At 57.4% G+C, this 20,551-nt stretch carries 16 protein-coding genes; 11 read left to right on the forward strand and 5 right to left on the reverse strand.

The window, feature by feature from the left end:
* Window positions 1–218: 218 nt before the first annotated feature.
* Window positions 219–2,147 carry a transglycosylase SLT domain-containing protein gene (locus tag KDX30_RS21295; RefSeq protein WP_231677422.1) on the reverse strand — a complete coding sequence of 643 codons (1,929 nt, stop codon included), beginning with the start codon at window positions 2,145–2,147 and terminating at the stop codon, window positions 219–221.
* Window positions 2,148–2,362: 215 nt separating this feature from the next.
* Here KDX30_RS21295 and KDX30_RS21300 point away from each other — a divergent pair, with 215 nt between their 5' ends.
* The gene (locus tag KDX30_RS21300; RefSeq protein WP_099269234.1) at window positions 2,363–4,279 is read left to right on the forward strand and encodes an ATP-binding cassette domain-containing protein; all 1,917 of its coding nucleotides are present in this window, start codon (window positions 2,363–2,365) and stop codon (window positions 4,277–4,279) included.
* Window positions 4,280–4,502: 223 nt separating this feature from the next.
* On the opposite strand, the gene KDX30_RS21305 is transcribed toward KDX30_RS21300, so the two are convergent.
* A complete protein-coding gene (locus KDX30_RS21305; RefSeq protein ID WP_027900624.1) occupies window positions 4,503–4,943 on the reverse strand; it encodes a universal stress protein in 441 nt (146 codons plus the stop codon).
* A gap of 110 nt (window positions 4,944–5,053) precedes the next feature.
* On the opposite strand from KDX30_RS21305, the gene KDX30_RS21310 reads away from it, so the two are divergent.
* The 7 genes from KDX30_RS21310 (at window position 5,054) to KDX30_RS21340 (ending at window position 13,626) form a co-directional block, all read left to right on the forward strand.
* Entirely contained in the window at window positions 5,054–5,491 is a 438-nt protein-coding gene (locus tag KDX30_RS21310; protein ID WP_231677423.1) for a hypothetical protein, read from the forward strand.
* A gap of 586 nt (window positions 5,492–6,077) precedes the next feature.
* Complete coding sequence (fadB, locus tag KDX30_RS21315; RefSeq protein WP_099269236.1) at window positions 6,078–8,225, forward strand: fatty acid oxidation complex subunit alpha FadB; 2,148 nt, start codon at window positions 6,078–6,080, stop codon at window positions 8,223–8,225.
* Between the two features lie 34 nt (window positions 8,226–8,259).
* Window positions 8,260–9,435 carry an acetyl-CoA C-acyltransferase FadA gene (gene fadA, locus KDX30_RS21320; RefSeq protein WP_027900627.1) on the forward strand — a complete coding sequence of 392 codons (1,176 nt, stop codon included), beginning with the start codon at window positions 8,260–8,262 and terminating at the stop codon, window positions 9,433–9,435.
* A 102-nt stretch (window positions 9,436–9,537) separates the two neighbouring features.
* The gene (locus tag KDX30_RS21325; protein WP_027900628.1) at window positions 9,538–9,774 is read left to right on the forward strand and encodes a DUF1653 domain-containing protein; all 237 of its coding nucleotides are present in this window, start codon (window positions 9,538–9,540) and stop codon (window positions 9,772–9,774) included.
* Between the two features lie 114 nt (window positions 9,775–9,888).
* On the forward strand, window positions 9,889–12,498 hold the full coding sequence (gene topA, locus KDX30_RS21330) for a type I DNA topoisomerase (protein ID WP_099269237.1): 2,610 nt from the start codon (window positions 9,889–9,891) through the stop codon (window positions 12,496–12,498).
* Window positions 12,499–12,719: 221 nt separating this feature from the next.
* Window positions 12,720–13,241, forward strand: a complete 522-nt coding sequence (locus KDX30_RS21335; RefSeq protein WP_231677424.1) for a DUF6586 family protein — start codon at window positions 12,720–12,722, stop codon at window positions 13,239–13,241.
* 151 nt (window positions 13,242–13,392) lie between these two features.
* Window positions 13,393–13,626, forward strand: a complete 234-nt coding sequence (locus KDX30_RS21340; RefSeq protein ID WP_027900631.1) for a hypothetical protein — start codon at window positions 13,393–13,395, stop codon at window positions 13,624–13,626.
* A 21-nt stretch (window positions 13,627–13,647) separates the two neighbouring features.
* Here KDX30_RS21340 and sulA read toward each other — a convergent pair whose 3' ends face one another.
* Window positions 13,648–14,118, reverse strand: a complete 471-nt coding sequence (sulA, locus tag KDX30_RS21345) for an SOS-induced cell division inhibitor SulA (RefSeq protein WP_027900632.1) — start codon at window positions 14,116–14,118, stop codon at window positions 13,648–13,650.
* A 9-nt stretch (window positions 14,119–14,127) separates the two neighbouring features.
* Window positions 14,128–14,736: a transcriptional repressor LexA gene (gene lexA, locus KDX30_RS21350; RefSeq protein ID WP_027900633.1), complete on the reverse strand. Its 609-nt coding sequence runs from the start codon at window positions 14,734–14,736 to the stop codon at window positions 14,128–14,130.
* 247 nt (window positions 14,737–14,983) lie between these two features.
* Here lexA and KDX30_RS21355 point away from each other — a divergent pair, with 247 nt between their 5' ends.
* From KDX30_RS21355 to KDX30_RS21365, 3 genes are all read left to right on the forward strand, one after another.
* A complete protein-coding gene (locus KDX30_RS21355) occupies window positions 14,984–15,700 on the forward strand; it encodes a TetR/AcrR family transcriptional regulator (RefSeq protein WP_099269239.1) in 717 nt (238 codons plus the stop codon).
* Window positions 15,701–15,786: 86 nt separating this feature from the next.
* Window positions 15,787–16,785 (forward strand): beta-N-acetylhexosaminidase, encoded by a 999-nt coding sequence (gene nagZ, locus KDX30_RS21360; protein WP_231677434.1) that lies wholly within the window; start codon window positions 15,787–15,789, stop codon window positions 16,783–16,785.
* Window positions 16,786–16,794: 9 nt separating this feature from the next.
* Complete coding sequence (locus KDX30_RS21365) at window positions 16,795–17,535, forward strand: S-methyl-5'-thioinosine phosphorylase (protein WP_231666220.1); 741 nt, start codon at window positions 16,795–16,797, stop codon at window positions 17,533–17,535.
* A 205-nt stretch (window positions 17,536–17,740) separates the two neighbouring features.
* Here the strand turns inward: KDX30_RS21365 and KDX30_RS21370 are convergent, their stop codons facing one another.
* The gene (locus tag KDX30_RS21370) at window positions 17,741–20,482 is read right to left on the reverse strand and encodes a DEAD/DEAH box helicase (protein WP_099269242.1); all 2,742 of its coding nucleotides are present in this window, start codon (window positions 20,480–20,482) and stop codon (window positions 17,741–17,743) included.
* Window positions 20,483–20,551 lie beyond the last annotated feature (69 nt).

Below are 20,551 nucleotides of genomic sequence, written 5' to 3' on the forward strand. Positions count from 1 at the left end.
CCGCGAGGCCGCGATAGCGGTGTATCAGACAGGACGCTATCGCTGCCTCGCGGTGCTCGTGAGCTCCTACAGGGTGAGCGGGTTATATATGCGGAAGCTGTGAGGTCCAGAATCAGGCACCAGTTGATCAGCCTTTTGTTGCAGCGCAATGAAGTCGGCATCACAAACAAAAATGCCAGTCAGGTGAGCTGACTGGCATCGGGTATTGCAGTGGTTACTTACAGATCATCAAAGAACCGCTCATGCCAGTCCACCAGCGGTTGTGGCGAGTTGAGCTTCTGGCCGTAGATCACCGAGTAGGACAGCACGTTCTGCACGTACTGACGGGTTTCGTCGAACGGGATGCTTTCTACCCACACATCAAAGGCCAGGTGATTGGCACCCTTGAGCCACTGTCTTACGCGGCCGGGGCCTGCGTTATAAGCAGCGGAGGCGAGCACCCGGTTGCCGTTGAACTGGGCATGGACCTGGCTCAGATAGGCTGCGCCCAGCTGGATATTTTTATCCGGGTCCAGTACCTGTTGTGGCGAAGCCAGCGGGATGCTGAATTTGCGCGCAGTTTCCTTGGCGGTAGCGGGCATCAGTTGCATCAGGCCACTGGCACCAACGCCGGAACGGGCATCGTCCATGAAGGCGCTTTCCTGTCGCGTGATCGCAAAAACCCAACTGGAATGCAGGCCGCGAACGTTGGCTTCACGAACCAGCGTATCGCGATGCGCCATCGGGAAGCGGATATCCAGATCATCCCAGTACTGCGCCTGGCTGATGGTACGAATGGCTGGGAAGTACCATTTCAGGTCGTAGGCCAGTTTAGCCTGGGCAACCATTTCATCACGGTTGAAGTGGCGGCTGACGTGGTACCACTCGCGACGGCCATCGACGATCTGCCCGCGTGCATGGAACTCCAGCGCGCGGCGAACGCCCGGTGTATTGCGAACCTTATTGATCAACGCCTGGCTCAGTACCAGCGGCTTGTTGTTGATCTGATAAGCGCTTTGGGTCCGGTCGGCCGCCAGGAAACCATAGAAATCACGTTCCTTGGCCACGTCTTTGTAGAGTGCCGGAATCAGAGGACTGTGTGGTTGAGCCAGCTCCAGTGAGCGGGCTTCCCAGTAGCGCCAGCGATTGGTTTCAGCCAGGTCTTTGGGCAGGCGACGGCTGAGTTCGTAGGCATCTTCCCAGCGACCGAGGCGCAGCAGCAGACGCAAGCGCCATTCGGTGACCGTGTTGTCGCGCAGGTCCGGGTCGTATTTGGTCATGACCTCCAGAGCGCGACCGTCGTAACGGCGTGCCAGAGTGAGGCCGATCTCCTTGGCGATCTGCACTTGCTCTTCATGGGAGAAGTGCATTTTGGCCGAATAACCGTCAAGCATCTCCATGGCTTTCTGCGGATCTTGCTTGGCCAGTCGGCGCAGGCCGAGGCCGACTACGTCAGACATCGCTTCATCCACCGGAGCGAACTGTGCCGGGTTGTTGAGCATCTCCGGTTTTTTGGCGATTTCCAGCAGCAGCTTGCCCTGGGGTGCAAGGCTGTTGAGGCTGTTGACCAGTGTGGTAGCCAGAGGATAGTTGCCAGCCTGGGCTGCGAGCTTGGCCCGCTGCCAGCGCTTCTGCTCCGGGAGCTGGCCGTCTGCGGCCCATTGGGCAAAGAAACCGTCACACGCAGCGGGCAAACTTTTGCCTGTCATCCAGAGCTTTTCGGCGCTGGCGTAACCCTCGGCCTTTTTGCCATGCCCCAGCAAGTACTGGCCATACAGGCAGTCGAGTTCCACGAAGTTCATCTTCGGGTCGTAATACTTGACGAAGGTTGCCCAGTCGCCTCGTTCGGCAAGCCAGCGCAACCAGCGCAACTTCATCCAGTTGGCTTGCGGCAGGTCGCCGTGCTCGGCGAGAAACTTCTCGATTTCCGGATTGCTCGCAGTCTTCAGGCGGGCAGTGAGCTCGTCGTAAGCCAGATAGGGCTCCAGCGGATAATCCGCAAGTGCTGCGGCATAGGCCCGATAGGGGCCGGTATCGCCCTTGGCCAATGCGCTTTTGGCCACATCGTAATATTGACGCTGTTGATTGATATCTGCGGCGTAGACAGTTTGAGCCGCAGTAGCAGAGAGGAGCATGCAGGAAAAAAGGCTGAACAAGCGACTGCGCATGAGACTTCCGAGCAGATGAATCGTGAAAAGTATCGCTAGCTTAGCCTTTTGCCAGCTCCGGTTGAAAGCGTTGCGGACCGAGGGTTCGCAACTGGAAACAAATGAGGACGACTCAAGGTGCGTTGTTGCGCATTCCAGACAGCGCGCTTGTCATTGAAACCCGACATATGGCTTCTATCTCAGGTAGAATGCGCCCCCGGTTTTTGGAGAAGCTCATGACCCTGCTCAAATTCAGCGATGTGTCCCTTGCGTTCGGCGCTATGCCGTTGTTGGACAAGGTATCCTGGCAGATCGCCCGTGGTGAGCGGGTGTGCATCATCGGTCGTAACGGTACTGGCAAGTCCAGCATGTTGAAGCTGGTCAAGGGCGTACAAAAGCCTGATGACGGCGCAGTCTGGCGCGCGCCGGGCCTGAAAATCGGTGAATTGCCTCAGGAATTGCCAGTAGCCGACGACCGGACAGTGTTCGACGTGGTTGCTGAAGGTCTGGACGGTGTGGGCGCCTTGCTGGCCGAGTATCACCACCTTGCGCAGAACTGCGTTACCGAGGAAGACCTGAACAAGCTGATGCATGTTCAGCAAGACCTTGAAGCCCGCGATGGCTGGCGCTTGCAGCAACTGGTCGACAGCACCCTGAGCCGCCTGCAATTGCCCGCCGACAAGACTCTTGCCGAGTTGTCCGGTGGCTGGCGTCGTCGTGTCTTGCTGGCCCAGGCGCTGGTTTCCGAACCGGATCTGTTGCTGCTCGACGAGCCAACCAACCACCTGGACATCGGTGCGATTGCCTGGCTGGAAGACGCCCTCAAGGAATTTCAGGGCGCCGTGCTGTTTATTACGCACGACCGTTCTTTCCTGCAAAACCTCGCAACGCGCATCCTCGAGCTGGACCGTGGCGGTCTGATCGACTGGAACGGCGACTACGCCAGCTTCCTGGTTCACAAGGAAGCCGTGCTGGCGGCAGAAGAAACGGCCAACGCGCTGTTCGACAAGCGGCTTGCCCAGGAAGAAGTCTGGATCCGTCAGGGCATCAAGGCCCGTCGTACCCGTAACGAAGGTCGTGTGCGTGCACTCAAGGCGTTGCGCGTTGAGCGCAGCGACCGTCGCGAGCGTACCGGCAAGGCGAATATCCAGTTGGATACGGCCGACAAGTCCGGCAAACAGGTCATGGTTCTGGACAACGTCAGCTTTGCCCACCCGGGTGGCCCTATGCTGATCAAGGACTTCTCCATGGTCCTGCAGCGCGAAGACCGCATCGGTCTGCTGGGTGCCAACGGTACCGGCAAGACCACGCTGCTCAAGCTGATGCTCGACAACCTGCAGCCAACCAGCGGCTCGGTAGATGTCGGCACGCGTCTGGACGTGGCTTACTTCGACCAGTTGCGTCACCAGTTGGACCTCGAGAAAACCGTGATCGATAACGTCGCTGAAGGTCGCGATTTCATTGATATCGATGGTCAGAGTCGTCACGTGCTGAGCTATTTGGGCGACTTCCTGTTTAGCCCGCAACGTGCCCGTACGCCGGTCAAGGCGTTGTCAGGCGGTGAGCGTGCTCGTCTGCTGCTAGCCAAGCTGTTCAGCAAGCCAGCCAACCTGCTGGTTCTCGATGAACCGACGAACGACCTGGACGTGGAAACCCTGGAGTTGCTTGAAGAGGTGCTGTTGACCTTCAAGGGCACAGTGCTGATGGTCAGTCACGACCGGGCATTCCTCGACAACGTCGTGACCAGCACCCTGGTATTCGAAGGTGAAGGCAAGGTCCGCGAATACGTGGGTGGTTATCAGGACTGGCTGCGTCAGGGCGGCTCGCCAAAACTGCTTGGTGTGACTGACTCCAAGTCGGGCAAGGCCGAACTGGCCACCGCAGTGGTAGAGGCTGCGCCGGTTGAAGCCAAGGAAATGCCGGTGGCGAGCGCCAAGAAGAAACTCAGCTACAAGCTGCAGCGTGAGCTGGAAGCACTGCCTGAGCAGATCGATGAAGTCGAGTCGCAAATCGCTGCCCTGACTGCTGAAATGGCCGAGCCTGGCTTCTATCAGCGTCCTGCGGAGCAAACGGCTGCAGTACTGGCACAACTGGAAAACCGTCAGGCTGAACTGGACGGTTTGCTGGAGCGATGGGCCGAGCTGGACGCCTGATACTCAAGGCCAATAAAAAGCCCGGATCAGTGATCCGGGCTTTTTATTGTGTGGCGAGCCACTGAATTGATATGCGCTCTCCGTAGGAGCTGCCGAAGGCTGCGAAGCGTTCAACATGACACACCGCCATCGCAGCCTTCGGCAGCTCCTACAGGTCCAATGTCCGCCAGAAGACAGCATCGCGCCACGGACCGGGAGTGCGCTTACTAATCCTGTTGTTGAATCACTCCGCCTTTTTCAGGCGAACTGCGAGTACATCACAGGGTGCGCCATGCAGTACGTCGTTAGCTGTTGAGCCAAGCAACAAGGCCAGGCCATGACGGCCATGACTGCCCACGACGATCAGGTCGCATTTTTCCTTGATCGCCAACTCGTGGATTTCCTGGCGAGGCTGGCCATAGACCAGATGTGCTTCACCAATGTGAGTATCTGGATACTGAGACTTCAGTGCAGCAAGCTTCTCCTTGGCTTGATCAAACTGCTGCTGCTGAAGTTGCGAAAGATCCATCGGCACGTCGCCCCCAAAGGCCATGGCCATGGGTTCGACGATATGAACCAGCGACAATTTGGCCCCGTTGCGCTCGGCAATTTCGCGACCGCGGGAAAGGACAGGGTTGCACTCGTCAGTCAGGTCAACGGCGACCAGAACGTGTTCATATTTCATGAGGAAGTCCTCCTTAAGGTTGCGATGCGTTCAGTATGGCTCTTTCAGCCCAATCTGGGCAGGCCATTATTTTCATCTTTGGGTAAGCGGATAAAAAGGCAGCAAGCAATATGACGTTCTGGATAATTCTGTCAATCGTTGGCGTAATGCTCAGCCCTTTGGTCTGGCTGCGACCGTCCCGTCAGCAGGGCGGCAGAATGGCCCTACGGATGGAGGCACGGCGGATGGGGCTTGCGATGCAGTTGTCGGCTCAGGACTGGCCGCACTGGCTGGCCAAAGAGCCGCCAAGCCCCTGCGCTCAATACCATCGGCCCCGACGCGGCAGCAAACCTTCCGTTTGGGCTTACTGGCAGGCAGAGCCCGGCGTCTGGCTCAATCAGTGGCGTGAGCCTTGCGAGGACGCTGCGTTACTGGCGCACTTTAATACCCTGCCGGCGGACGTCTACAAGGTCGAAGCGGACCAGCAGATGATCACCTTGTATTGGGGCGAGAAGGGCGAAGCAGAGGTGTTGCAGCGTATTGCTGCAGTGCTGAAAGCGCTGGCATAGCGTTCACAGCATCAAATTTCAGGCATTAAAAAGCCCGATAACAACATCGGGCTCGGGTTGGCCAGGCAGGCCGGTAATTCTGTGGCGCTTTGCGGTGCAATGCCCAAAGCGGGTGACGAAAGCCTCGACGGATATGGAAAACTTCACATCGTGCTGTCGTGCGCTGAATGTAGACGCTTTGCTCTCATTTGTCGCGCTTTCTTGTATTTATTTTTATGCGTGACCCTATGTGGTGCAAAAACCTGCATTCGCAGGTGTTCACTTTTTGCCGATAAACACAGTGAATAGAGGCTGATCACGCTGGGCTCGAGAGCTCCTGAGCGTGCGATGCTTTAGGGGATGACCCGCATTTGTCGGTGATTCGTCGAATTGACAAACCGCAGGATTTGCATGAAGGTAGGCGCACCCAAATCAAACGGGCGTATGAATTGAGCGTTTGGTAGTAAGACAGTTCTTACAGATCCCGGCTACCGCATCGACGGGTGTGCCTGAAGATTTGGCGTTTCAACGACGATAACGTCGTAGCCGCGCCAGATTTCAGCGTCCGGTGTGTATTGTTCAGCTTCCATATCGTGGAGATCAGTTGATGATTTACGAAGGTAAAGCCATCACGGTTAAGGCTCTTGAGAGCGGCATCGTCGAATTGAATTTCGACCTCAAGGGTGAGTCCGTCAACAAGTTCAACCGTCTCACCCTCAACGACCTTCGTCAGGCCGTGGATACCATCAAGGCTGATGGCTCCATCAAGGGCGTGATTGTCACCAGCGGCAAGGACGTCTTCATCGTCGGTGCCGACATCACTGAGTTCGTCGACAACTTCAAGCTGCCGGATGCAGAGCTGCTGGCGGGCAATCTGGAAGCCAACCGGATTTTCAGCGATTTCGAAGACCTTGGTGTACCTACCGTGGTGGCCATCAACGGTATCGCGCTGGGTGGCGGTCTGGAAATGTGTCTCGCCGCGGACTACCGGGTAATGTCCAGCAGCGCCAAAATCGGCCTGCCTGAAGTCAAACTGGGTCTCTACCCTGGTTTTGGCGGTACCGTGCGTCTGCCACGTATCGTAGGCGCCGACAACGCTATCGAGTGGATTGCTTCCGGCAAGGAAAATCGCGCCGAAGACGCCCTGAAAGTCGGTGCAGTCGATGCTGTAGTCGCTCCTGAAAAACTTCAGGAAGCTGCGCTGGACCTGATCAAGCGCGCTATTTCCGGTGAGTTTGATTACAAGGCCAAGCGCCAGCCAAAACTGGAAAAACTCAAGCTCAACGCCATCGAGCAAATGATGGCGTTCGAAACCGCCAAGGGGTTCGTCGCCGGTCAGGCTGGCCCGAACTATCCAGCCCCGGTCGAAGCGATCAAGACGATCCAGAAAGCTGCGAACTTCGGTCGCGACAAGGCGCTGGAAATCGAAGCTGCCGGTTTTGTCAAAATGGCCAAGACCTCTGCGGCACAGAGTCTGATCGGCCTGTTCCTGAATGATCAGGAACTGAAGCGCAAAGCCAAGGTTTACGATGAAGCCGCCAGAGACGTGAAACAGGCTGCAGTGCTGGGCGCAGGCATCATGGGCGGCGGCATTGCCTATCAGTCAGCTTCCAAAGGTACGCCGATCCTGATGAAGGACATTCGTGAAGACGCCATTCAGTTGGGTCTGAACGAAGCCTCGAAACTCTTGGGCAACCGTGTTGAAAAAGGCCGTTTGACTGCTGCCAAAATGGCCGAAGCGCTCAATGCGATTCGTCCGACGCTGTCCTACGGCGATTTCGGCAACGTCGACCTGGTGGTCGAAGCCGTTGTCGAGAATCCGAAGGTCAAGCAGGCGGTATTGGCTGAAGTCGAAGCTCAAGTGGGCGAAGACACTATTCTGGCTTCCAATACCTCAACGATCTCCATCAGCTTGCTGGCGAAAGCCCTCAAACGTCCGGAAAACTTCGTCGGCATGCACTTCTTCAACCCGGTGCACATGATGCCACTGGTTGAAGTCATTCGTGGCGAGAAGTCCAGTGAGCTGGCAGTTGCCACCACCGTGGCCTACGCCAAGAAAATGGGCAAGAACCCGATCGTGGTCAACGACTGCCCTGGCTTCCTGGTCAACCGCGTGCTGTTCCCGTACTTCGGCGGTTTCGCCCGACTGATCAGTGCCGGTGTGGACTTTGTGCGCATCGACAAGATCATGGAGAAATTCGGCTGGCCTATGGGCCCGGCGTACCTGATGGACGTGGTCGGCATCGACACCGGCCACCACGGTCGCGACGTCATGGCCGAAGGCTTCCCGGATCGCATGAAGGACGACCGTCGCTCTGCTATTGACGCGCTTTATGAAGCGAAGCGCCTGGGCCAGAAGAACGGCAAAGGTTTCTACGCTTATGAGACCGACAAGAAGGGCAAGCCGAAGAAAGTCACCGACTCTGCTGTGCTCGAAGTCCTCAAGCCGATCATCTACGAACAGCGTGAAGTGTCCGACGAAGACATCATCAACTGGATGATGATCCCGTTGTGTCTGGAAACCGTACGCTGCCTGGAAGACGGTATCGTCGAAACGGCCGCTGAAGCTGATATGGGCTTGATCTACGGCATCGGTTTCCCTCCGTTCCGTGGCGGTGCGTTGCGCTACATCGACTCTATTGGTGTCGCTGAATTCGTTGCCCTGGCCGATCAATATGCTGATTTGGGCGCTTTATACCACCCGACCGCGAAGCTGCGTGAGATGGCCAAAAACGGCCAGAGCTTCTTCGGTTGAGAGCTTCGGTCAAGCGTCTTTCAGGAGTGAATGTATGAGTTTGAATCCAAGAGATGTGGTGATTGTCGACTTCGGTCGCACACCCATGGGCCGCTCCAAGGGTGGCATGCACCGCAATACCCGTGCTGAAGATATGTCCGCGCATTTGATCAGCAAGCTGCTTGAGCGCAACAACAAGGTTGATCCTGCCGAAGTTGAAGACGTGATCTGGGGCTGCGTCAACCAGACCCTGGAGCAGGGCTGGAACATCGCGCGTATGGCGTCGTTGCTGACACAGATCCCACACACGTCAGCGGCGCAGACGGTCAGTCGTCTGTGTGGTTCCTCGATGAGTGCGCTGCACACTGCCGCGCAAGCGATCATGACCGGTAACGGTGATGTGTTCGTGGTCGGCGGCGTTGAGCACATGGGGCACGTTGGCATGATGCACGGCGTTGATCCAAACCCGCACATGTCTCTGTATGCCGCCAAGGCATCGGGCATGATGGGTCTGACCGCAGAAATGCTTGGCAAAATGCATGGCATTACCCGTGAGCAGCAGGATGCCTTTGGCGTGCGTTCCCACCGATTGGCCCACAAGGCCACGCTGGAAGGCAAGTTCAAGGACGAGATCATCCCGATGCAAGGGTATGACGAGAACGGTTTCCTCAAGGTCTTCGACTATGACGAAACGATTCGCCCCGAGACAACCCTGGAAAGCCTCGCGGCCTTGAAGCCAGCCTTCAACCCGAAAGGCGGTACTGTGACGGCGGGCACATCTTCGCAAATCACCGACGGTGCTTCGTGCATGATCGTGATGTCCGCCCAGCGCGCTCAGGACCTTGGTATTCAGCCATTGGCGGTGATCCGTTCCATGGCCGTGGCAGGTGTGGATCCGGCAATTATGGGTTATGGTCCTGTTCCGGCGACGCAGAAAGCCTTGAAACGCGCGGGTCTGAGCATCGCTGATATCAACGTCTTCGAGCTCAACGAAGCTTTCGCTGCACAGGCCTTGCCAGTGCTGAAAGATTTGAAAGTGCTCGACAAGATGGATGAGAAGGTTAACCTGCACGGCGGCGCGATCGCCCTGGGTCACCCGTTTGGTTGCTCCGGCGCTCGTATTTCCGGCACTTTGCTCAATGTCATGAAGCAAAATGGCGCCAATCTCGGTGTTGCAACAATGTGCATCGGTTTGGGGCAGGGTATCGCTACCGTCTTCGAACGCGTCTGACGCGTTTGTTTGATGCGAGCCGGGGCCAGGTGCCCCGGCTTTTGTATTTTTGTATAAGCCATTCCAGAAAAGTTTTTCAGTTTTTTTCGCGAGGACAGCAACATGAATTTACAGCCAGGTCTCTATCGCCATTACAAAGGCCCCGAGTACCGCGTATTCAGTGTTGCCAGGCACTCCGAAACCGAAGAAGAAGTGGTGTTTTACCAAGCGCTGTACGGCGATTTCGGGATGTGGGTGCGGCCGCTGAGCATGTTTCTCGAGTCCGTCGAGGTTGACGGCGAGCAGGTCCCGCGCTTTGCTTTGGTTCAAGTCGAACCGAGTCTCTTTTCCAGGCCGTGAGGCGAGTTCGATCACTATCCCGTGCTTGACCTCCTCTTGTAGCCACTATATATAGCGGGGCCCTGACAGGTTCCAACCGTCTTTCATTTTCAGTATTCAGGAATTTTCTGATCCATGGGCAAATCGCTGGTCATCGTGGAATCCCCGGCTAAGGCCAAGACCATCAACAAGTATTTGGGCAACCAGTACGTGGTGAAGTCGAGTATCGGCCATATCCGAGACCTGCCCACCAGCGGTTCGGCTAGCGCCAGTAAAGAACCCGTCAAACGTGGCAAGGCCGCGGTTGGCGAAGGGCCGGTGCTCACGCCTAAAGAGAAGGCGAAGAAGCAGCTGGTCGCCCGCATGGGCGTCGATCCGGATCATGGCTGGAAAGCCAAGTACGAAATCCTTCCCGGTAAAGAGAAGGTGATCGAAGAGCTGCGTCGGCTCGCCAAGGATGCTGACACCATCTATCTCGCGACGGACTTGGACCGCGAGGGGGAAGCCATTGCCTGGCACCTGCGCGAAGCCATTGGTGGGGATGACAGCCGCTACAAGCGCGTGGTGTTCAACGAGATCACCAAGAAAGCCATTCAGGAAGCGTTCTCCAAGCCGGGCGAGCTGGATATCGCCCGCGTCAACGCTCAGCAGGCACGCCGCTTCCTCGACCGGGTCGTGGGTTACATGGTGTCGCCGCTGCTGTGGCAGAAGATTGCTCGTGGCCTGTCCGCCGGTCGTGTGCAGTCGGTTGCCGTAAAGCTGGTAGTGGAGCGTGAGCGGGAAATCCGGGCGTTCAACCCTGAAGAGTATTGGGAAGTGCACGCTGACCTGGGCACTGCCAAGGGCGCCAACGTGCGTTTCGAAGTTGCCCGGGAGAACGGCGAAGCCTTCAAGCCGCTCAACGAAGCTCAAGCCATGGCGGCGCTGGAAAAGCTCAAGGCTTCCAGCTACAGCATCGCCAAGCGTGAAGACAAGCCGACCAGCAGCAAGCCTTCGGCGCCTTTCATCACCTCGACCCTGCAGCAGGCTGCCAGTAACCGCCTGGGCTTCGGCGTGAAGAAAACCATGATGATGGCCCAGCGTCTGTACGAAGCGGGTTACATCACTTACATGCGTACCGACTCGACCAACTTGTCCGCTGACGCGGTAAGCATGGCGCGCGATTACATCGAAGCCGAGTTCGGCAAGAAGTACCTGCCGGAATCGCCAAACGTCTACAGCAGCAAGGAAGGCGCACAAGAGGCTCACGAAGCGATTCGTCCTTCTGACGTGAACACGCATCCGAGCAAGCTGAGCGGCATGGAGCGCGATGCTGAGCGCCTGTATGAGCTGATCTGGCGCCAGTTCGTTGCATGCCAGATGCCTCCGGCGCAATACCTGTCGACTACTGTCAGTGTCGCGGCCGGGACCTTCGAGTTGCGTGCAAAGGGTCGTATCCTCAAGTTTGACGGTTACACCCGTGCCTTGCCGCAGATGACCAAGCCGGGCGATGACGACGTATTGCCGGACATGGCTCAGGGCGAAACCCTGAAGCTGATCAAGCTCGACCCGAGCCAGCACTTCACCAAGCCGCCTGCGCGTTACTCGGAAGCGAGCCTGGTAAAAGAGATGGAAAAACGTGGCATCGGTCGTCCGTCGACTTATGCGGCAATCATCTCGACCATTCAGGATCGTGGTTATGTAGCGCTGCACAATCGCCGTTTCTACTCCGAAAAAATGGGCGATATCGTTACCGAGCGGCTGTCCGAGAGCTTTTCCAACCTGATGGACTATGGCTTCACGGCCGGTATGGAAGAAAATCTCGATGACGTTGCCCAAGGCGAACGTGACTGGAAAAACGTGCTCGACGAGTTCTACGGTGATTTCCGCAAGAAACTCGAAGTGGCTGAAGCGCCGGACAGCGGAATGCGTTCCAACGAACCGGTGATGACTGATATTCCGTGCAAGGTGTGCGGCCGCCCGATGCAGATTCGTACTGCATCTACCGGTGTGTTCCTTGGTTGCTCGGGTTACAGCCTGCCACCGAAAGAACGTTGCAAGGCTACCGTCAACCTGACGCCGGGCGATGAAATCGCCGAAGACGACGAAGGTGAATCCGAGTCCCGTGTCCTGCGCGGCAAGCATCGCTGCCATATCTGCAGCACGGCAATGGATGCTTACCTGCTGGATGAGAAGCGCAAGCTGCACATCTGCGGTAACAACCCGGATTGCGTTGGCTTTGAAGTGGAAGAGGGCAACTACCGGATCAAGGGTTACGAAGGTCCAAGCCTGGAGTGTGACAAGTGCGGTAGTGAGATGCAGCTCAAGACGGGCCGCTTCGGCAAGTTCTTTGGTTGTACCAATCCTGACTGCAAGAACACTCGCAAGCTGCTCAAGAGCGGCGACGCAGCTCCACCGAAGATGGATCCGGTGAAGATGCCTGAGCTCAAGTGCGATAAGGTCGACGATACGTACATTCTGCGTGACGGCGCATCCGGGTTGTTCCTCGCGGCCAGTCAGTTCCCGAAAAATCGTGAAACCCGCGCGCCGCTGGTCATGGAGATTGCACCGCACAAGGACGAGATCGATCCGAAGTATCACTTCCTGTGTGATGCACCGAAAAAAGATCCGGACGGACGCCCAACAGTGATCCGCTACAGCCGCAAGACGAAAGAGCAGTACGTTCAGACTGAAGTGGAAGGAAAGCCAACCGGCTGGAAAGCGTTCTACGACGGCAAGGCCTGGAAGGTCGAAGACAAGCGTTGATTTAACGCCTGACTGAACACAAAGCCCTCGGTATGCTGGTCGTGCCGAGGGTTTTGTTGTTTTGGCTGGGTGAAACTCCGGTAGGAGCGAACTTGTTCGCGAGCCGTTGTGGCTGATACACCGCTTCGCGAACAAGTTCGCTCCTACCAGGAAGCATTTAATTGAGCTAATTTGACAAGGCCTGGCTTCAGGTCTTGCTCATCGCTACGGAGACTGCCGCCATGGCGCACGAACTGTATACCCGCACCAATCAAAAGATTTATTTCGCCGGTCTCGCTCTGGAGTCCATGGGCAAGGCGCAGGAAGGCCGTGCCATGAACGCTCAGGCGCTGTTGCAGGCGGAGCGCGAGTCGGCGTTGTTCCATCTGTATGGCGCTTTGCTGGGTTTGTGTCACGAGATCGCCGGTTACTATCGTCTGCCGCAAGCCAATGCGCCACGTGCCGAGATGCTGCTCAATCAGGAAGTGCTGGATGCCCTGGCGATTCCGGAAATGGCCGAACTGGTCGAGTTGGCTCAACACCGGGAAACCTGGCTGGCTCAGTTGCTGGCAGCGTACAACGCCTTGTTCGAACCGCCGCGTGCGCCGAAAAAAATGAAAGGCGATGTAACACAGCCATTGATTGTGGCGGTCAACCTCGATGAAGAGCCTGAGGTTGAGCTGACCCGCGAAGAACTGGAAAGCTGGCGCCAACAGCTCAAAGGGCTGGCGATTCGCTTCCGCGAAGGCCTCAGCGAGTGCTGAAGTGCCGTGATGGATGGCTCAATGCCTTCGGTTTTCAAGCCGGCTACTGCAAACAGCTCCGGCAGTACGGCTTGTCATAAAACGGGAACAGACCCTAGGGGCTGGGTCGACAGGCTGCTACAATGTCGGCCTTTCGTGGAGTACTGCCCTGATGCCAACATCGTTTCTTGAAATTGTGGAACTGCCTGACGGCCGTATAGAACTGCGTCGTGCCGATGATGAGGGGTCGTTGGTGACGTTGGATTTCTCCGCTGATGCCAAAGAGTTCCTGCAAGGGCAACACGTCGAAATCGCCAAGGCAATGTTGAGTGTTGGTGTACAGATGGCGGGTCGTCTTGCTGAAGGCGAGCTGGAAAAAGATACCGGCCCGCGAGTCCTTCACTGAAGCTGACTTCGCCCGTAATACCTAGCCCAGACGAATGTTGAGGCTCTGTGCATCACCCATTTTTGCCGCGCTGATCAGTTGTTGACGCAGTCCTGTACCGAGCGGATTGATCCAGCTGACAACCGTGTGGCTGCGGCCGAGGCGAAGTGCCTCGCGCGTCAGTTCAAATGCGCTTTGCGTCCCGCGTGGCTGCAGCAACAAGATCCGTTCGCGGTTGAGTCCTGCATCACGCAGCCAGCTTTGGGTAAGGCTGGACGGTGGTGCGATCAGGGTCAGCCATCGAGCGTTGGACTCTTCGCTCAGTTCACGCAGGATTGGCGCCAGTAGACTCAGGCAGTTTCCAGCGGCACCACGCAATGACAGCTCACTGAAGACTTCAGGTTCATTGTTCCATGACGGTACTGCGGCTTCTTTGAGCATGGGCGCAATAGGCTGCGCGAGGAATGCTTCAAACAGCGGAAGTTGTGATTGCGGGGCCTGGACGAACTGCATGATGTCTCCTTAGCGACGGATAACGCCGACGCTCAAACCTTCGATAACCAGTTCCTGATCCTTGAGATTCACTTCGATGGGCGCGAAGTCCGGGTTTTCGGCAATCAGCCAGACTTTGCTGCCTTCACGCTTGAATCGCTTGACCGTCACTTCGTCGCCAATGCGCGCTACCACGATCTGGCCGTTGCGGGCCTCACGGGTGGTGTGCACGGCGAGTAGATCGCCATCAAAAATGCCGACATCTTTCATGCTCATGCCTTGCACCCTTAACAGGTAATCGGCACTTGGGTGAAAAAATGCAGGGTTGATGTTGCAGGATTCTTCAATGTGTTGCTGAGCCAGTATCGGCGCACCTGCAGCGACGCGACCGATGATGGGCAAACCACTTTCTTCGGGCTTTGCTTCAAAGCCTGGGATGCGAATGCCCCGGGAAGCGCCCGGCGTCATCTCGATAGCGCCCTTGCGAGCGAGGGCTTTCAAATGTTCTTCTGCGGCGTTGGGCGATTTGAAACCCAGTTCCTGAGCGATCTCCGCACGGGTAGGCGGGTAGCCGTTGTCTTCAAGACAGCGCTTGATGAATCCCAGAATTTCAGCTTGGCGTGGCGTCAGTTTAATCATGTTGATCGCTCTGTCTTTTTATACAGTGACTGGGATTATATACAGTGCGAGCGAGTTGGCAATCGTCCTTTTCTCAGACTTGTTTTCGAGCTCCGGGGGCGGCGCGCCAGGGCGGACCAAGTGGGTGGCTACAGCCCGCGGTTTATATGGTTAAATACGCCCCTGTCGGCCCATGGAGTATCGCGGACTTGACAGATACATAATCTGAAACGTATGTTTCAAACAAGTGTTTGTCAGGCAGAGAACCATGGCCCAGTCGGAAACAGTTGAACGCATTCTTGATGCTGCCGAGCAGTTGTTCGCGGAGAAAGGCTTCGCAGAGACGTCGCTACGGTTGATTACCAGCAAGGCGTCGGTCAACCTCGCGGCGGTCAACTACCACTTCGGCTCCAAGAAGGCGCTGATTCAGGCTGTGTTCTCGCGCTTCCTCGGGCCTTTCTGTATCAGCCTTGACCGTGAGCTGGAGCGCCGTCAGGCCAGGCCTGATCAAAAGCCGACGCTGGAAGAGTTGCTGGAGATGCTTGTCGAACAAGCCCTCGTGGTGCAGCCACGCAGCAATAATGATCTGTCGATCTTCATGCGTCTGCTTGGTCTGGCGTTCAGCCAGAGCCAGGGCCACTTGCGTCGTTACCTGGAAGACATGTACGGCAAGGTTTTCCGCCGCTACATGGTGCTGGTCAACGAGGCTGCACCTCGCATACCTCCCATTGAGCTGTTCTGGCGTGTGCATTTCATGCTCGGTGCTGCGGCGTTCAGCATGTCCGGCATCAAGGCGCTACGGGCAATTGCCGAAACCGACTTCGGCGTCAACACCTCGATTGAGCAGGTCATGCGCCTGATGGTGCCGTTTCTGGCCGCTGGCATGCGTGCTGAAACCGGCGTGACCGACGCCGCAATGATTGCTGCGCAACTCAAGCCGCGCACCAAAAGCAGCTCTGCTATCCCCAGTACCGCCAAGGCCTGACTGTTCGCGCATTGCGCCAGGCTCGATGATCAAGCACCATTGCCCGGACTGGATATCGGCAATGGTGTTTTTTTATGAGTTCTGGCCTGCAAGGCTCTTTAATGGTGGATGTCGCGGGCACCTGGTTGACCGCCGAGGATCGCCAGTTTCTGCGTCAGCCCGAAGTGGGCGGCCTGATCATTTTTGCCCGCAACATCGAGCACCCTCGCCAGGTTCGTGAGCTGAGTGCGGCGATTCGTGCGGTACGGCCTGATTTACTGTTGGCAGTGGACCAGGAGGGCGGTCGCGTGCAGCGCTTGCGTCAGGGTTTTGTGCGACTGCCTGCCATGCGTTCGATTGCTGACCAGCCCAATGCCGAGGCGCTGGCTGAGCACTGCGGCTGGCTGATGGCGACGGAAGTTCTGGCGGTAGGCCTGGACCTGAGTTTTGCGCCTGTGCTTGATCTGGACTACCAGCGTAGCGCTGTTGTCGGTACCCGCGCTTTCGAGGGTGACCCCGAACGAGCAGCGTTGTTGGCAGGCGCTTTCATTCGGGGCATGAATGCCGCTGGCATGGCCGCCACCGGCAAGCATTTTCCAGGGCATGGCTGGGCTGAAGCTGACTCCCACGTGGCGATACCCAACGACGAGCGCAGTCTTGAGCAGATCCGCGCCAATGATCTGGTGCCGTTTGCCCGGCTGAGCCAGCAACTGGCGGCAGTGATGCCTGCGCATGTGATTTATCCGCAGGTCGATCCCCAACCCGCTGGTTTTTCCCGGCGCTGGTTGCAGGAGATTTTGCGCGGTGAGTTGAAGTTCGACGGCGTGATTTTCAGCGATGACCTGTCCATGGCGGGTGCCCATGTGGTTGGCGATGCTGCCAGTCGTATTGAAGCCGCATTGAGCGCTGGTTGTGACATGGGGCTGGTCTGTAATGACCGAGCGGCCGCAGAACTGGCGTTGACTGCTGCACAGCGGCTCAAGGTCAAGCCGTCGTCCCGTATCGCCAGGATGCGCGGTCAGGCTTTTGCCAGCACCGAGTATCGTCAACACCCGCGCTGGCTTGCCGCGCTTGAAGCCTTGCGCACCGCGCAATTGATCGACTAAGGATTTCTCATGACTGTTTACGCGATTATCGGTGGTACCGGGCTGACTCAGCTCGAGGGCTTGAGCATTCGTCAGTCTTTGCCGGTGAATACACCCTACGGCGTTCCTTCCGGCGAGATTCAGATCGGTGATTATGCCGGTCGCGAAGTGATGTTTCTGGCGCGTCACGGCCATCCACATCGCTTCCCGCCCCATCAGGTGAATTATCGCGCCAATATCTGGGCCCTGAAGCACGCCGGTGCCGAGGCCATTCTGGCGGTCAACGCGGTGGGCGGGATTCATCCGGCCATGGGCACCGGGCATTTTTGCGTGCCCCATGACCTGATCGATTACACCAGTGGTCGTCAGCACACGTTCTTTGCTGATGATCTGGAGCAAGTGACCCACATCGATTTCAGCTACCCCTACAGCGAAGCGCTGCGCGGACGTCTGATTGCGGCGCTGGCGGCTGAGGGCTGTGAATTCAGCGAGCGGGGCGTTTATGCCTGCACTCAGGGGCCACGGCTTGAAACTGTCGCCGAGATCATCCGCCTTGAGCGTGATGGCTGCGACATCGTGGGAATGACCGGCATGCCGGAAGCTGCGCTGGCTCGTGAGCTGGAACTGGAATATGCCTGCCTGGCGCTGGTGGTCAATCCGGCCGCGGGCAAGTCGTCCGCTGTTATCACCATGGCTGAAATCGAACAGGCCTTGCATGACGGGATGGGGAAAGTGAAGGCGACACTCGCACGGGTGCTGGGTGCGGTTTGACAAGGTTTACTGTGTAGGAGCCGAGCTGGCTCGCGAAGAACGATGACTCTATATTCACGATAAACCGCAGTGTTTGAATCGCGGGCAAGCCCGGCTCCCACAAATATCGGCGATCCCTGTAGGAGCTGCCGAAGGCTGCGAAGGCGGTCTTGTCTGACACACCGCCTTCGCAGTCTTCGGCAGCTCCTACAGGGGCGTAATGCCCTTACTTCTTGTCTTTCCTGGTCTGCGCCGGCAATGGCGCAAACAGGGCGGCAATGTCTTCGCTTTGCAGCTTCCAGTCGCCCGTCACCCGGCCATCCAGCACCCCGGCTGCGAGTGCTGATTTTTCTTGCTGCAGGCGCTGGATCTTCTCTTCCACGGTGCCTCGGGCAATCATCTTGTAGACGAATACCGGTTTGTCCTGGCCAATGCGATAAGCACGGTCGGTGGCCTGATTTTCTGCTGCCGGATTCCACCATGGATCGTAATGGATCACGGTGTCGGCTGCTGTCAGGTTAAGACCGGTGCCGCCTGCTTTCAGGCTGATCAGAAAGATCGGCAGCTTGCCCGCCTGGAACGCTTGCACGGGCGTGCGTCGGTCTCGGGTCGATCCGGTAAGCAGGGCGTATTCAATGCCGCGCTGCTTCAGTTCGGCTTCGATCAGGGTCAGCATCGAGGTGAACTGCGAAAACAGCAGGATCTTCCTGCCTTCGGCCAGCAGCTCTTCGAACATCTCCATCAGGCTTTGCAGTTTGGCGGAGTGGCCCTGACGCGGGTTGGCCGGGGCGCTGTTGACCAGACGCAAGTCGCAACACACCTGACGCAGCTTGAGCAACGCCTCAAGGATGATGATCTGACTGCGCGCTACACCTTTGCGGGTGATCTCGTCGCGGACTTTCTTGTCCATGGCCAGGCGAACAGTTTCGTATACATCGCGCTGGGCTTCGTTAAGTTCGACCCAATGGATGATCTCGGTCTTGGGCGGCAGCTCGGTGGCGACCTGTTCTTTGGTTCGACGCAGCAGGAAAGGTTTGATCCGCGCGTTCAAATGCTGCAGGCGCTCCATGTTGCCGTGCTTCTCGATAGGATTGCGGTAGTTGCTGTTGAATTCCTTGCTGCTGCCCAGCCAGCCCGGCATCAGGAAGTGGAACAGCGACCACAGTTCGCCCAGATGATTTTCCAAAGGTGTACCACTGAGGCACAGACGTTGTCGGGCATTCAGGCTGCGAGCGGCCTGGGCGGCTTTGCTGTTGGGATTCTTGATGTATTGCGCTTCATCAAGGATCAGCGTGTGCAACTGCAGCTTCGCCAACACTTCTTCGTCACGAGGTAGCAGGGCATAAGTCGTCAGAATCAAGTCATACTGATTCAGGTTTTCGAAGTCGGCGTGGCGATTGGCACCATACAGCGCCAGTACCCGCAATTGCGGCGTGAAGTTCTCGGCCTCGTCCAGCCAGTTGGGAATCAGGCTGGTGGGCATCACGGCCAGCGCCGGACGATCCAGGCGGCCGGCCTGTTTCTCCATGAGCAGGTGTGCCAGGGTCTGCAGGGTTTTACCCAGACCCATGTCATCGGCCAGCACGCCACCGACTTCCAGTTCACGTAGCGACTGCATCCAGCTCAGGCCTTCGTGCTGGTAGGGCCGCAATGTGGCGTTAAGCCCTTCGGGTACGACGACCGGAGCGTCCTTGATATTGGCCAGCCGGTCCGCGAACTGGCGTAGACGATCGCCGCCTTGCCAGCTCAGGGGCAAGTCATCGAGCTCACCGAGGCGTGTGGCGTCGGCAGTGTTCAGCCGTAACGAATTGCTGCCTTCTTCGCGCCAATAAAAATCGCCCAGGGTGGCCAGTACCGGTTTCAGACGCCCGTAGGGCAGGGCGATCTGCACCGGCCCACCGCCATTTTGGGTGAAGTGATTGAGCTGCACGAGCAGTTGTTCGTCGTCGCCGCGCTTGGCGATCCCGGCCGCGCTCATCAATTCCGGATGACTGCGCAGCAGGTTGATCAGGATCGGAAGCAGGCTCAGGCGTTCGCCGTTGACGATGATGCCCAGTTCCAGATCGAACCAGTCGCGCTCGGCCTCTTCGTCAATGACCGCGTACCAGTCGTCCACGGGCGTCACGTCGAAGGCAAAGTCGTCAGTGATAACGATTTCCCAGCCTTGTTCTTCAAGGCGCGGCAAGTCGTTGAGCACGAAGTGCAGCCAGGCCTTGTCGTTGGGCAGGTCGAACATATCACCGGCGGTGTCCGGCAGCGCTTTGCTTTGCCGCGTTGCGACCCGGAAACCCATGTCCTGCAGAACCTGGCGTTGCTGGCGTTCCAGCTCGCCCTGACGGCGGATACGCAGGGTCTCTGTTTCACGGTGTTCGATGATGTCGCTTTTCTGGTTAACCAGATCGCTGCCCAGAGAGCTGACCAGGATGCTGACGTTAGCCGTGCCGGTGGCGTAGTGTTTGTCGTAGCCGAAGGCAAGGGCGGCGCGATGCTGGATGTGCCGTTGCATGCGGCCGTTACGCGGTTCGTAGGCGCTGAACTCGACGCTGGCCAGCATCAGGCGTGGCTGCGGCTTGATGTCATCGACCAGTCGTTCGGGCAGGGCTGGCGCTTTTTCGATGCGCGGTCGCTGCACAGACGGAGTGGTGTCCAGCGCAGCCTCCAAAGCGTTGCTGTTCTGCGGTGCATGAAGATAAAACAAGGCCGCCACACAATGCTTGCAGTTCTCGCGCATCGGGCAAGTGCATTTGCATATCAGGGCATTGGCGAAGCGGTCAGGGTCTCTGAACTTGAAAGTCTGTGTATAGACTTCCGAACCTGAGCCTCGGCATGTCGTACGTGCGGAGTCAGGGTTGAGTTCCTCAAGCTGAATACGGTCTTCGTGGGCATAGTCAAACCCCCGTTCAACGGTTCTGCTGGTAAATAAATCTGTCCACGACCAAGCGAGGACCTTTTCAAGATTGGACGACACAGTTCAGGACAGCCCTACGCCGTAGCGATGCTTGAATGGAAAAAGAAGCACGTGTTGCGCTACTTGAAT

The organism is Pseudomonas quasicaspiana, assembly GCF_021147825.1.
Classification (GTDB): domain Bacteria; phylum Pseudomonadota; class Gammaproteobacteria; order Pseudomonadales; family Pseudomonadaceae; genus Aquipseudomonas; species Aquipseudomonas quasicaspiana.

Excerpts from the sequence above, each read along its gene's own strand:
- KDX30_RS21305 (WP_027900624.1), bottom strand. The coding sequence starts at position 4,943 with ATGAAATATGAACACGTTCTGGTCGCCGTTGACCTGACTGACGAGTGC.
- KDX30_RS21325 (WP_027900628.1), top strand. The coding sequence starts at position 9,538 with ATGAATTTACAGCCAGGTCTCTATCGCCATTACAAAGGCCCCGAGTAC.
- lexA (WP_027900633.1), bottom strand. The coding sequence starts at position 14,736 with ATGATTAAACTGACGCCACGCCAAGCTGAAATTCTGGGATTCATCAAG.
- KDX30_RS21300 (WP_099269234.1), top strand. The coding sequence starts at position 2,363 with ATGACCCTGCTCAAATTCAGCGATGTGTCCCTTGCGTTCGGCGCTATG.
- KDX30_RS21355 (WP_099269239.1), top strand. The coding sequence starts at position 14,984 with ATGGCCCAGTCGGAAACAGTTGAACGCATTCTTGATGCTGCCGAGCAG.
- topA (WP_099269237.1), top strand. The coding sequence starts at position 9,889 with ATGGGCAAATCGCTGGTCATCGTGGAATCCCCGGCTAAGGCCAAGACC.
- fadA (WP_027900627.1), top strand. The coding sequence starts at position 8,260 with ATGAGTTTGAATCCAAGAGATGTGGTGATTGTCGACTTCGGTCGCACA.
- KDX30_RS21295 (WP_231677422.1), bottom strand. The coding sequence starts at position 2,147 with ATGCGCAGTCGCTTGTTCAGCCTTTTTTCCTGCATGCTCCTCTCTGCT.
- KDX30_RS21335 (WP_231677424.1), top strand. The coding sequence starts at position 12,720 with ATGGCGCACGAACTGTATACCCGCACCAATCAAAAGATTTATTTCGCC.
- fadB (WP_099269236.1), top strand. The coding sequence starts at position 6,078 with ATGATTTACGAAGGTAAAGCCATCACGGTTAAGGCTCTTGAGAGCGGC.
- KDX30_RS21310 (WP_231677423.1), top strand. The coding sequence starts at position 5,054 with ATGACGTTCTGGATAATTCTGTCAATCGTTGGCGTAATGCTCAGCCCT.
- sulA (WP_027900632.1), bottom strand. The coding sequence starts at position 14,118 with ATGCAGTTCGTCCAGGCCCCGCAATCACAACTTCCGCTGTTTGAAGCA.
- KDX30_RS21365 (WP_231666220.1), top strand. The coding sequence starts at position 16,795 with ATGACTGTTTACGCGATTATCGGTGGTACCGGGCTGACTCAGCTCGAG.
- KDX30_RS21340 (WP_027900631.1), top strand. The coding sequence starts at position 13,393 with ATGCCAACATCGTTTCTTGAAATTGTGGAACTGCCTGACGGCCGTATA.